The sequence below is a fragment of the Herpetosiphon geysericola genome, assembly GCF_001306135.1.
Taxonomy (GTDB): domain Bacteria; phylum Chloroflexota; class Chloroflexia; order Chloroflexales; family Herpetosiphonaceae; genus Herpetosiphon; species Herpetosiphon geysericola.
The window spans coordinates 202679-215487 of the sequence record NZ_LGKP01000008.1 but is presented as its reverse complement, the minus strand read 5'-3'; the positions used below and the strand labels follow the sequence as shown (position 1 = coordinate 215487).

Annotated in this window: 10 protein-coding genes; 8 read left to right on the top strand and 2 right to left on the bottom strand. The window is 50.8% G+C overall.

Annotated elements, in window-relative coordinates:
• Positions 1 to 13: 13 nt before the first annotated feature.
• The 3 genes from SE18_RS04525 to SE18_RS04515 are packed head-to-tail and all read left to right on the top strand — an operon-like array spanning position 14 to position 3452.
• Complete coding sequence (locus SE18_RS04525) at positions 14 to 1144, top strand: DPP IV N-terminal domain-containing protein (RefSeq protein WP_054533228.1); 1131 nt, start codon at positions 14 to 16, stop codon at positions 1142 to 1144.
• A gap of 29 nt (positions 1145 to 1173) precedes the next feature.
• Positions 1174 to 2391: an acyl-CoA dehydrogenase family protein gene (locus SE18_RS04520; protein WP_054533227.1), complete on the top strand. Its 1218-nt coding sequence runs from the start codon at positions 1174 to 1176 to the stop codon at positions 2389 to 2391.
• 26 nt (positions 2392 to 2417) lie between these two features.
• Positions 2418 to 3452 carry a phosphotransferase family protein gene (locus SE18_RS04515; RefSeq protein WP_054533226.1) on the top strand — a complete coding sequence of 345 codons (1035 nt, stop codon included), beginning with the start codon at positions 2418 to 2420 and terminating at the stop codon, positions 3450 to 3452.
• Between the two features lie 85 nt (positions 3453 to 3537).
• On the opposite strand, the gene SE18_RS04510 is transcribed toward SE18_RS04515, so the two are convergent.
• Entirely contained in the window at positions 3538 to 4767 is a 1230-nt protein-coding gene (locus tag SE18_RS04510; protein ID WP_054533225.1) for an AAA family ATPase, read from the bottom strand.
• A 115-nt stretch (positions 4768 to 4882) separates the two neighbouring features.
• Here SE18_RS04510 and SE18_RS04505 point away from each other — a divergent pair, with 115 nt between their 5' ends.
• Both SE18_RS04505 and SE18_RS04500 read left to right on the top strand, forming a co-directional pair.
• Positions 4883 to 5521: a P-loop NTPase family protein gene (locus SE18_RS04505; RefSeq protein WP_054533224.1), complete on the top strand. Its 639-nt coding sequence runs from the start codon at positions 4883 to 4885 to the stop codon at positions 5519 to 5521.
• A gap of 172 nt (positions 5522 to 5693) precedes the next feature.
• The gene (locus SE18_RS04500; protein ID WP_054533223.1) at positions 5694 to 6398 is read left to right on the top strand and encodes a hypothetical protein; all 705 of its coding nucleotides are present in this window, start codon (positions 5694 to 5696) and stop codon (positions 6396 to 6398) included.
• A 67-nt stretch (positions 6399 to 6465) separates the two neighbouring features.
• Here SE18_RS04500 and SE18_RS04495 read toward each other — a convergent pair whose 3' ends face one another.
• A complete protein-coding gene (locus SE18_RS04495) occupies positions 6466 to 8496 on the bottom strand; it encodes a hypothetical protein (protein WP_054533222.1) in 2031 nt (676 codons plus the stop codon).
• Between the two features lie 166 nt (positions 8497 to 8662).
• On the opposite strand from SE18_RS04495, the gene SE18_RS04490 reads away from it, so the two are divergent.
• The 3 genes from SE18_RS04490 to SE18_RS04480 all read left to right on the top strand — a co-directional run bounded on the left by SE18_RS04490 (position 8663) and on the right by SE18_RS04480 (position 12790).
• A complete protein-coding gene (locus tag SE18_RS04490) occupies positions 8663 to 11269 on the top strand; it encodes a CHAT domain-containing protein (protein WP_054533221.1) in 2607 nt (868 codons plus the stop codon).
• Between the two features lie 88 nt (positions 11270 to 11357).
• Positions 11358 to 12137: an RNA polymerase sigma factor gene (locus SE18_RS04485; RefSeq protein WP_054533220.1), complete on the top strand. Its 780-nt coding sequence runs from the start codon at positions 11358 to 11360 to the stop codon at positions 12135 to 12137.
• A 20-nt stretch (positions 12138 to 12157) separates the two neighbouring features.
• Complete coding sequence (locus SE18_RS04480; protein WP_160319471.1) at positions 12158 to 12790, top strand: hypothetical protein; 633 nt, start codon at positions 12158 to 12160, stop codon at positions 12788 to 12790.
• Positions 12791 to 12809 lie beyond the last annotated feature (19 nt).

Below are 12809 nucleotides of genomic sequence, written 5' to 3'. Positions count from 1 at the left end.
GATGAGGTTCTGTGTGAGACGTTCGTTCTATTTGCTGATCGTGCTTTGTTTATTAGCCGCCTGTAGTGAAGCAGGCTCAGCCCTGCCAACCATGGAGGCCCTCCCCACCACTGAAGCTCAACCAGCAGTCGATGAAACCCAAGCTACCCAAATTGTGGTCGAAAATCAAAGCAATGTTCCAGGCAAATTGCTCTTCGTGCGGGTCGAAAATGGCTCAGGCGATATTTGGGTCCATGAAGGCACCGAGGCCCGCCGCATCACCACATCACACAAAAAATACCAGCCAAGTTGGTCGCCCGATGGCAGCCAAATTGCCTACATTCAACGCGAAGAAAGCTTCGCCGATATTTGGGTGATGGATGCGAACGGCTCCAACAAACAGCAGGTAACCAATAACGAACCAGCGGGCATTCCAGCCCGTTCTGAAGATCATGTCCAAAGCATTCGCTGGGCCTTCTACCCACGTTGGTCGCCAGATGGCCAGTTTCTCAGTTATGTTTCGCAGGCCCAAACTCCCCGCAGCGTCGGTGGCGATTCGTTCCAAGAGTATCCGCTTTCGCTTTATATTTATGGCACTCGCCGCATCGGCACAGGTCAATTTCCAACTGCCAGCTTTCAACGCTTTGTCCAAGCAGATACCGATTTGAGCCACCCAACCTGGTCTGCAGATGGCTCGCTGATTGTCTACAGTCAGGCCGAGCGCTGTTTTGGCTGCGAAGTGGCCGACATTCAACTTGGCTATGCAGTGCTTGATCTGCCAGGCGGTAACGATGAGTATGGCGTGCTTCAAGGGCCAAGCGCCGATAGCTTCAAAGGTGCGCTTGACCCAGCCTTCTCGCCTGATGGCAAATGGTTGACCTTCACCAAAAGCGAAAATGGCTATAGCGATATTTTTATCGTGCCTGCCCCCGATGCGACTGGCAAAGTCAGCAGTGCGCCGATTAAACTCACCAGCACTGGCCGTTCGCGCCAAGCAACATGGTCGCCTGATAGCAGCAAATTGGCCTTTTTCACAATCAATGATCAGGTAACTCTCTCGATTGCCGATCTCTCAGTTCAAGGCAATACGCCCAGCCTCGGCCAACCAGTCGATATCCGGCGCGACCTGTTTGATGTCGATTCAGGGATGGCGTGGGCTAAATAAGGCCCACCCACCAAGGAGCAACGAAGCCCATGGATTTTGCGATTCCCAGTCATATTGCTGCAATGCGTGAGCAAATTAGCCAATTTTTGGTCGAAAAAGTGTATCCCAACGAGCAAGCATGGTTCGATTACGACGAAAAAGCCTATCCCGCTTGCTCCGAAGACCACCCTGAGATTCAGCAATTGCAAGCAGAGGTCAAAGAATTAGGCTTGTGGGCGGGCCATTTGCCTCGTGAGGCTGGTGGCATGGGCTTATCGATTATGGAATATGGGCTGCTCAACGAAATTATTGGGCGCTCGTATTTTGCGCCGCGCATTTTTGGCTCAAACGCTCCCGATAGTGGCAACGCCGAAATTCTTTGGCACTATGGCACGCCAGCCCAGCACGAACAATTTTTCTGGCCTTTGCAGCAAGCAGCAGTGCGCTCGTTTTTCAGCATGACCGAGCCAGAGGTCAGCGGAGCCGACCCAACCTTGCTCGAAACCAGCGCCGAATTGATCGCTGATCACTGGGTGATCAACGGACGCAAATGGTATAGCACCAATGCGAATGGCGCTGGCTTTGGCATCGTCATGGCCAAAACTGATCCCGATGCGCCAACCCATTTGCGCTATAGCCAAATTATCGTGCCTGCCGATACGCCAGGCTTAACCTTGGTCCGGCCAATCTCGGTAATGGGCCATACAACTGGCGGCGGCCATTGGGAAATTGAATATACCAACGTGCGCGTGCCCGCCGAAAATCTGCTTGGCAAGCGCGGGTCTGGCTTTGCAATTGCCCAAACTCGCCTCGGCCCAGGCCGGATTCATCATTGTATGCGCTGGCTTGGCCAAGCTCAACGCGCCTTCGATTTGATGTGCGAGTATAGCACCAAGCGGGTGGCATTTGGCGGGCCATTGGCCGACAAGCAAATGGTGCAACATTGGATTGCCGAAAGTGCTGCCGAAATTCAAGCAGCGCGCTTGAGCGTGCTCCACGCCGCATGGCAAATTGATCAAGCGGGAGCGAAATCAGCCAGAATTGACATTTCACTGATTAAATTTAGCGTTGCTGCAATGCTGATGAACGTGCTCGATCGCGCGATTCAAGTCCATGGTGGTTTAGGGGTTTCCGACGATACGCCGCTGGCCTTTATGTGGCGCCAAGGCCGCGCATCGCGCATTTATGATGGCCCAGATGAAGTGCACAAAATGGTTGTCGCCCGTGAAATTTTAAAACGCTATGGCTATCCTGCGCGCAACGTCTAAGTCTGTAGTCTTCCGAGGTACAACCCATGGATACGATTCAAGTTCGGCCTGATGAACAGTTAAATGAATCAGCCTTGGCCGATTATTTATACGATAAGTTGCCTGGTGCCAGCCAAGCGTTAACCGTGCGCCAGTTTGGTGGCGGCGCTGCCAATTTGACCTATCTGCTTGATTATGGTCATTATGAATATGTGCTGCGGCGCCCGCCACTTGGCCCAGTTGCCCCCTCGGCGCACGATATGGGGCGTGAATATCGGGTTTTATCGCAATTGCACCCGGCCTTTGCCCAGGCTCCCCAAACTTTTTTATTCTGCAACGAACCCGAAATTATTGGCGCACCATTTTTTATTATGGAGCGGCGCCATGGCACGGTTGTACGCCGCGAATTGCCGCTCCAATTCAATACGCCCGAAGCGCCACGGGCACTCAGTTTGGCCCTTGTCGATACCTTGGCCGATTTGCACGCCGTCGATTATACGGCCATTGGCTTAGGCCACATCGGCAAGCCAGACGGCTTTATCTTACGTCAAGTCGTTGGCTGGTATGAACGCTGGAATAAAGCCAAACCTGATGATCTGCCAGCGATGGAAAATGTCTATGCTTGGCTTTGCGAGCAGCAACCGCCAGCCTCAAGCCCAACCCTCGTTCACAACGATTATAAACTTGATAATGTCATGTTTCGCCAAAACGATCCCAGCCAATTAATCGCTGTCTTCGATTGGGATATGTGTACCTTGGGCGAGCCATTGGCCGATTTGGGCACCTTGCTTTGCTACTGGAGTCAGCCCGATGACCCGCCAGCCTTGCAAGCAGTCGCAATGATGCCAACCGATCAGCGTTTTGCCAGCCGCGATGAGCTTATTGCACGCTATGCAGCGCGTTCTGGCCGCGATGTGAGCAATATTCGCTATTATCATGTGCTCGGTTTATATCGCTTGGTTGTGATTTTGGCCCAAATTTACGCCCGCTACCAACGCGGCCAAACCAAGGATACGCGCTTTGCCCAATTTGGCGCAGTTATTCCAATTATGGCTCAAGCTGCCGCCGACCTCACCAAATAAGCGTTATCTAACCGGGTAAGGAGGGCATGATCAATCCTGATCATGCCCTCCTTGCTTGAGCCAAATCCAGCATAACGCGCAACAATTAGGCTTCGTCTTCTTCAGGCTGCTCGGTCACCATTTGCTCACGCAAGAAGGTCGCTTGCTCCAAAATTACGGTATCCATATCGGTTTGGTCTTTAATATCGATCCAACGCATCAAGGCCGAAACAAATAATTCCTTCAAATAAGCAAACGAAAAACCGTCGGTAGCCTCAGCTGCTTGTTGAATTCCTAGCTCAGTGAGTTGGGTTGAGCTATGCAGCGCGGTATTCCATTGTTGAATGTAGGCCATCCGCTCAGCCAATTCAGGCAAACTAAAGTAATATTTACGATCAAAGCGGCTGGGGCGGTTCATAATCGCTGGGTCAATCGCCTCAGGATGGTTGGTCGTCGCCAGTAACACAACCCCTTGATTTGCGTTAAAACCATCAACTTCGTTCAAAAAGAAGGCTCGGTTGGTATCGTTGATCAACGAATCTAAATCTTCGAGCACCACAATACAGGGAGCACTACGCCGCGCCCGATCAAACACCGCCCGAATATTGGCGTTATTGGTCGAATATTGGGCATCGAAGCTTTTAACGTACAAACATGGGTACTCCAAGGCATTCAACAACCCTTTGATCATATGGGTTTTGCCGTTGCCAGGCGGGCCAACCAAAATGATCCCGCGTTTCCAAGCAATATTATAGTGTTCGTAGGTGGTTTTACTTTCAAAAAAGCGCTGCAAATCGCGAAAAATATCGTGTTTGAGCGTCCCAGGCAAAATCAAATTATCGAGCGAGGCATTTTTAATCGCATAGTATAATTCTTGGCTTTTTTCCCAACTGCCTTCATCGAACACCATAATTTCATCGCGAATTTCGGTGTTCCAATCGCAGACTGCACTGAAAAACGTTTCGACAGCTGCTTGTGAAGCGCCAATCAACCATTGCAGACTATAGGTTGTGCCATAAGCTGTCCACGAAAGCAGCAGCAAATCAAAGCTCTGGTCTTGCCAACTAATGGTTTGCCAAGCGTTTTCCAACGAACGAGCAATCTCACCACCTTCCTCACCCCGTAACCAGGTATAGTTAATTTGTGGGTAAGGGTGTTGATGGGTTTGAACCTCACACAAGCCCGCCCCAGCATAGCTGCGCACATCAAAATCGCAGTCTCCAGTTTGGAGAATGCCTTGATCCGGGTAATGCGCGGCTAATTGCTGACTCACCATATAGGTCAGCGATTGGCTCGACAACTGCAACGCATCATTAATATAGGTTTCTTTATTCAAGGGAGCATTCTCCTGTAGGCTAAAAACTCGCGGTTGCTAGCTCAAGTATAATCAACTGGTTGACAATGGTTGTCACAACGCTTAAATGGATCAGTTTTGAAATGATCAAGGGCAAATGGCTTTTTTCGATGCAATTAATCAGCTCATTCATTGCAATGTGATATATTGCGGCCCCGCCACGAGCGGCAAAAGCTCCTCAATCCGGCATATTGCAAGCAATTATGCGCAGCACCAACAACTGATTTACCCGCTACAACGCTATGCCCACGAAGAAGTTCGTTTGGTTAGCTGTAGTGTGCTTGGGCAACAACAGCTTGGGGCTTGGCGCTTGCACTTGCATTGTCTTGGGCAAGCAGGCGCGGCAATGGATGTGCGTTATATCAAGCATTGGATCAGCATTGCTGACGCTATAATTTTTGTGGCTGATTCGCAACGCCATAAATTGCAAGAAAATATTCGGCAACTCCAGCATATTGCCCGAATCCAAACTGCCAACAAGCGCAATTTCAGCAAGCTACCGTTGGTGTTGCACTATACCAAACGCGATTTGCAGGGCAGCCTGCCAATCGAAACCCTTCAACGCTACCTCAACCCGCTTGCTTGGGATTATGCTGAAACGAATGCTGCTGCTGGACCAGTTGAGCCAATTGTAGCAGCCCTACACATGTTCGAAACGCGACTTATAGCCTATCTCAAACAGGCAATTATTCCATCGCTAGCCCCATTCGCCCGCTTGCTGGGGAATTTCGATTAATTCAAACAGGTTGTGCCAATCGAATATTGCTTAGCATAGATTCAGCTTCATCCTTCATCCCTCGTTTTTCATCCTTCGGTGAGCTGTCATCAAGCTGTAACCCCTGCATCCTCTCAGCGAGCGGGCTTTTTTCTATAATGGAGCTTGATCGCACTTGCAATGGAGGTTGGTTATGCAGATTGTCTTTTTATTGATGAGCGGCGCATTATTGCTTTTGGCCGTGCTACTCTTGTGGTTTGTGCCGCATTTGTTGGGCCAGCAGGAGCAGCGGGCCAAACAAGAAAATCAGCAACTTAAAGCCTTGTTGAGCGATGTGCTGGGTGAGCAAGAGGTTGTAGCCCGCCGCCAAGCCCAACTTGGCTCGTCACTTGGTCATTTACAAGACCAGCTCGAAACGCTACACACTTCGTTTCCAGCGACGGTGGCCAAATTGGCAGCCCAACCCGCCGATTTTAGCCGCCCGCTGATCGAGCATCTTGATACGCGCTTGAATAGCTTGCACTGCCAACTCGAAGGCTGGATGAACGAACGACGCCAGCATTCCAAGCAAGTCAGCCAGCAAGAAAACGAATCATGGGCCTATTTAATGAGTTTGTTGGGCACGATGCAAGAGCAACTTGGCGATGTTTCGACCCAGCGGCCTCGGCGCCCATTGCGCGAACCGCAGCGGGTTGAGTTTGGTTCGTCGGCAGTCGTCGAAGATTTGCGTGATGAAGTTGAGAGTTTGCGCGCGATCTCCGAGGAAATTGCTGCCTTGCAATGGCGCTTACGCCGGACTGTAGCCAGCGCCAGCAAGCCCAATAATCCGAGTAATCAGCAGCAACCAATGAGCTTGCTTGGCCCCAATGAGCCAGTGCGCAGCGTCCGTACACTTTAACTATTTAGCGCAATCTGCATCCAACAACCAAGCGCCCATGGCCAAAACCATGGGCGCTTGCTGCTGCTTAAATCGAGAATTGTTGGCCATAGAGTCGAAAGAACTCAGGCGCTGGTGTGCTGGCAAATAAACCGCTGGCACTCGTAGCATTTAGGGCCAAAGCCACATAGCCACGATCAACAAAATGCTTAGAAGCTTCAGCCTGTGGGGTGGTTCCGTTGGCGCTATATACCTTCAAGACCCCGGCAATCCCGTTAGTTGTGCCAAGGCTCAGCAAGGCGGCATTATCGTAGTTGAGCACCAAGGTTGGCTTGAGTGGCACACTCGCCCCAACATCGCTGGGCAAAGCTGCATTGCTGGCCAAGGCAAAAATATAACCCCGGCTTTGGGCACTTCCAGTTGTGTTCGGAAAGCTGCTGCACGAGCCATACATCGTTGTAGTAATCACCCGCAAATGGTTAAGTTCGCTGGCCCGACTTTCGGCAGCTTGATTGAAAAAGACCATCAAATTGCCTTCCGAGGAGCCAGCAGTTAAGGGAATGGGTGCAGTTGGATTGTGGCTGGGTGGATTTCCGCCCTCGGAATAGGCCACAACCGCCAATTGAATCCCAGTTTGGCCTTCAAACACCAAGAAGGCTGTGCCATCAAGCGACGGCAAATTATTAACCACGCCATTACTATCAACAGCATAGGCATTTTGCTCGCCAGCAGCAGCAACGTAGATCGCGGTCGGAATTAGGCCCGCTTGGGTCACAACTTTGACGCTGTACGAACCTTGCACCACTGAGCCATAGGGCATTACCGCCACCAAAGGAAATTGGCTTGGCGTGCATTCAATCCAGTTAAGTTCAGGTGGATTGCCCTCAAGTTGCGCAACATAGACCGCCGTTGTGCCATTGGCACGGTCGCCAATCACCAGCACATAATCATCTGCATTCGCGCCAAGCAACTTAAAGCCCTGCGAATGCACCCGCGAATCGAGGCTACCTTGGGGAATAATTGTGGTTGGCGCATTTAGGCTGCCGCGCAACAAATAGACCCAGCCACGATTGAGGTTGGCAATTGGCGTATCGTTAATCGTGATGGTGGCAACTTCAGCCACTGGATTACTGCCAAAGCCATGCTGAAACACAGGCAAGGGCAAGGGCAAGCGTTCTGGCCCAATGCGCGGCTGATCAAATGGCGCAGTTGCCATCGCGCTGTAGGGCAAGCCAGCCCCAGTTTGAGCGCGGAAAGGCTGCCAAACATCGTCGCCACCTTCAATTCGCATTACTTCGCTCGACCCAACCAAGTGGGCCATAATCGACTCAGCGGTTGGGTTGAACGAGGGCAAGGCCAAATCTGGATGCTCAGCATTATTTGAATTAATATATTGATCGCGCAAACCAATTGCATAGTGCATCCATTCGTGCACAATCACCCGATAGCCCTCTGGCTCGTGCCAAGGAATGCTAAAACTACCTTGACGTTCCCACATGCCACGGCCTAAGCGAATTGGCATATGCTTGGAATCGGTGTACAACCCTTCACGCCAACTGCGTGGATGATAGCGATTGGAAGCCAAAATTTGAATATCAGCGGCGCGCATCTTATCAACGCCACCAAACACCACTTGGCCAAAAGCCATCGTGCCATTGCTCACATCAAACAAGAAATCTGAGGCCCGCCGAAAAGCCCATTGCAATTGATTAAGCTCGCCAGCGCTCGGCACCCATTCGATCGCTACCAAAACATTAAATAAACACACTTTGGTTGCGTTCGTGGTTTGGGTTGTGGTATAGCTCGCTTGAACCTGGGCATAGGCAGTTGGATAATTCGGTAAATCGTCGCTGTTGGCGTTGGCGACGAGCTGTTGTTGCAGATCATAAACACAAAAGGCCCAATTGAGGTCTTGGAGGCCCAGCAGATTGGCAGCTGGCAAGGCCCAATTGCTGAGCAAGGCAAGCTGGCTGGGCACACGTTGCACCAAGTGTGGATTGCTTAATTGCAGACTTGGCTGATTGGTGTACCAATCGGTATTGCCGCTTGGGGCTGGGTTCGGTGTTGTATTAAAAAGATTGTAGCGGTTGAAATAAACTTGGGCGTGTGGTGTGGACATGATCGCATTCCCCCAATGTCACAAAACAAGGGCTACTTCGGTAGCAAAGCCGATCAAAATCGAGTATAGTAGCGCTAGTACTTTGCTTCAATTACGCGGATAGTCTGCCTGGCCTCTCACAAACCTAGGCATGCTGGATGGCGTTGCATACACCAAGGGTGATGGTATGGTTTTACTTGATGATGCCTTTGAATCAACGGTTGCACCGGCACTTACATCTTACATCTGGCTCTTGCGTTGGTGTGATTCTGCTCAGTTGGCTAGCCTCACACCGTACTCACCCGAACAAATTGAGCGTTTTTGCCAAAGCACATTTATGCTCAAGCACCATGATCACGGTTGGTATGAATTGCGTGAAGCTCCAGCCTTGACTAACCTTCCCCACCGCGAACATGAAGTTTTTGCTGCTGCCTTTGAGTATAGCCAGCAACAACTCAATCGTCTAGTCGCAGAGGCATGGAATTTTGAACTGCAACGCTGGCTCTACTACCTTGAATCTTACTTAGAATTGCTTTCGGCGCGGCGCGAATGGCCAACCATCGCCAAGGTCTTAGAGCAAGCAACCAGCATTCCGCAAGTTAATCCGCGTCAGCAGCAACTTTTGCAGCTCTACCAGGCCATTATTCAAATGCGGCTTGAACGCCAGTATGCACTTGCCCAAAGTGTATTGCAACAATTGCGCGACGACATCCACCTCGAAGCCGATTTATTGCCGATGGTGATTAATAGTTTGGGCACCTTGGCTTGGTTTCGTGGAGCCTACGACCAAGCAATTCAACATTATATTGAGCAGCAGCAGCATGCTCAGCAGGTGCAAAATTGGCTCTATCAAGGCCATAGTTTGCTCAATCAGAGCATTTTGGCGAATCATTTGCAACGCCCAGAACAGGCGCTGGAGCTAAGTTTACAAGCCTTGGAGGCTTTGCAACGGGCTGGCAATCGCTATCGCGAAGCCCACGCGCTCTACGAAGTTGGCTCAAATTTGCTCTATTTATGCCGTTGGGATGAGGCCGACAGCTATTTCAGCCGTTCGGCGGCACTCTATGAAAGCCTTGATACGGTTGGCGATTTGGCTAATTTGTATTGGCACATTGGCTTTTTGAAGCATTTAGCAGGCGATTTGGCGGCCAGCGAACAGGCTTATCAGATTAGTATTGAAGCAGCGCGGGCCAGCGTTGTGCCAAATGACGATAGTTTGCGCGATTCGTTGGCATTTTTGGGCTTGCTCTACTGTAGCATGCACGATTATCAAGCAGCCTTGGCAATTTATGCCCAAGCAGAGGCATTGGCGCGCCAACAAAACAATCGCCATGAATTAGCCTTAATTCTCAACCATCGGGGCGATGCAGAACGGCGCAGCGGCGCGATCGACGCAGCATTTGCAGCCTTTGCCGAATCGATTGCGATTATCGAAGATTTGCGCACTTCGTTCCGCGATGAAGATACCAAATTGGGCCTGATTAGCACCGCCCAACAGGTCTATGAGCATATGGTTGTGCTGTGTATTGAGCGCGGCGATGCTGCCCAAGCTGTCGATTATATTGAACGCGCTCGTTCGCGAGCGTTCCTTGATGCGCTGCAAGCAGGCGATGCAAGCCCAGCCGCTGAGCTTTCGCAACAATGTGCCAATTTGGCCGAAATCCAAGCCAAGCTTGATCAACGCACAGCGATTGTTGAATACTTTACGGTTGGTGTTTTAGGCCGATCATTGCGCTTCTTAGCAGCCTTGGCCGAACGCAAATCGCCAATTTTGCACCACTTTAGCCTTGAGCCAGCCTTATATAGCGTCGCGATTACGGCAACCAATGCGACCATTCAGCAACATAGCTTTAATCCTTTGAACCTCACCCGTGGCCATGGCGGCCATCATCGCTTGCTGCAACCGCGAATTTTGAAGGCCATTTCGCAAGCCTTAATCGAGCCATACGAACGTTTGCTAAGCACGCTTGATTTGGTGTATGTTGTGCCGCATGGGCCGTTGCACGATGTGCCGTTTATGGCCTTGCAAACCAGCGATAGCAATTGGCTGGTGCGCGCGGAAAACCCAGCCATCGCCTTGGCTCCAAGTGCCACAATTTTGGTGCGCTATGCCTTGGGCCGCCCAGCCAGCAGCCAACAGCAACAGTATTGCTTTGGCTACAACAGCGTTGGCGACGATGCCTTGATTTATGCAGAACATGAAGCTCAAGAAATTGCCAAACTTGTTGGCGGCCAAGCTTGGACAGGCGCATTAGCCACCGATCAATTTTTGCGCTATGCCCACGACGCGCGGATTATTCACATTGCCTCGCACTGTGTGTATGATGCCCAGCAACCACTCAATTCGCACCTCATTCTTGGCAACGAAAGCTTGAGCGCCCAAACGATTATGGATCATGTGCAGATCGACACTGATTTGGTTGTGCTCAGCGCCTGTGTTAGCGGGCGGAGTTTTGTGGCAGTCAGCGACGACCAATATGGCCTGCAACGAGCGTTTTTATATGCTGGCACGCGGAGCTTGCTCTGCTCGTTGTGGAATGCCTCAGACGTGGCGGCGTTGTTCGTGATGGATCGTTTTTATCATGAATTACAGGCCGGAGTACGAATTGCAGTTGCACTTAAACACGCAGTCATTGCTGTACGAGACTTGACGCGGGCTGATATTATTAAACAGTTCCAAATTTGGCAGCTACCGACGAGCGCGATTCCGTTTGAACTTGATGGTCAGTCCAACGACAGCCCCTTGGCTGATCCACGCTTTTGGGCTGGCTTTATGGTGATCGGCAAAGCCTAAAGTGTAAGTAACCACTGTTCGTTCGACCATTGTATAACTGTTTACGATGCTTCTCGGAGCATCACGCCTGAAAGCAAAGGTGCGCACCATGTTCGAGACCCAATTATCTGATAGCGAGCAGCTCTATACCGAACGTGCAACTCTTCTGATCAAGAAATATGGATGGACACTGCTCTCAATCGACGAGCTGGTACAACGAACTATGCGCCGTCGCCAGACCGATTTTCAAGGCACGCTTGATCAAACGCTGATTTGCGCCTACATGATTTCGTTATACGATGCATGTTCTGGCCGCGAAGGGTTCGGTCGACGTGAGGATGGCTATACGGAGCTTTTCCGCATGGTCTATAGCTATGCCATGCTTAAACGTTTTGAACCAGCTGAGGAAATTGCCCAGGCAACGATTGAGCGGGTGCTCAAACATTTTGACGATTGCCGCAAACCTGGGGCGTTTTGGGAATTTGTGCGTTTGCAAATGAACAATGCCTTGCGCAGTTTGCGCCGTTGGACGAAATACCCCGCTGATTCACTCGATCAACCAAGCATGAATGACGAGGGTCAAAATCGTTACGATGTGCTGGAAGATACCCAAAGCATTGCTCCTGCCACAGTTGTTATTCAACATGAAACCAAGGAGCGCATCTCGGCCTGTTTAAACGCCTATTTACGGGAACATCCCCGTTCACATAACCAATTAGCCGCATTGTGGCTGAAATATATTACCGGCCTAGATGACAATGCGATTAGCCGGACGTTGGAAACTACCGTAAGCCATGTGCATACCCTGCGGAGCCGAGCAATCAAGCGGCTGCGTGATGATCCCCGCTGGCAAGCTGTTGCCACTGATCTAGGGATTGCTTACGAATAACTATTTGGTGAGGAACTACCATGAACACGTCACTTCCGACCGCATCTCACGAGATTATGCGTCAACGTCTTGTTGAGTATGCCCATGCTGTTGCCCTCGGCGCGCCATTAGATGCTGCGCTGCAAGTCGTCGCCGACCATGTTGAAACATGTTCAGGCTGCCGCGCCGAGTTGTTTGATGCCTTAGATGCCAGTTATGCCTTGTATAGCAATTCGCTAGCAATGGCCGAGAATATTCCAGCGCCTTCGTTAAAATTTTTGCGCCAGCACTCGTTGATCACCGCCGCCCCAGAAACGGTTGGCTATCGCTTTATGATCGAGTTTTCTGACCAAATGCTACAGCAAATGCAAATTCAATTGCAATACACTGGGCAAATGCGCGGCCAACGGCTGATCGGCACCTATCGTCAATCGTCGGTGAGCATTCCCGATGTGACGATTGAGATGTACGAGAGCATGCAACCAAAACATGCTGTCTTGCACTGCTACATTCAAGTGCCAGAGCGCGATCCCTTTGATCAGGCTGGAACCGAAGTCAAGGTCGTGTCGCCAAGCTACGAGAACAACGGCACGACCGATGCCGATGGTTTTGTCTTATTCGATCGTATTCCAATTGAAGAATTGGCGCGCTTGAAAATCAAAATTCTCAATTAACAATTGTGGGTAGTACGGG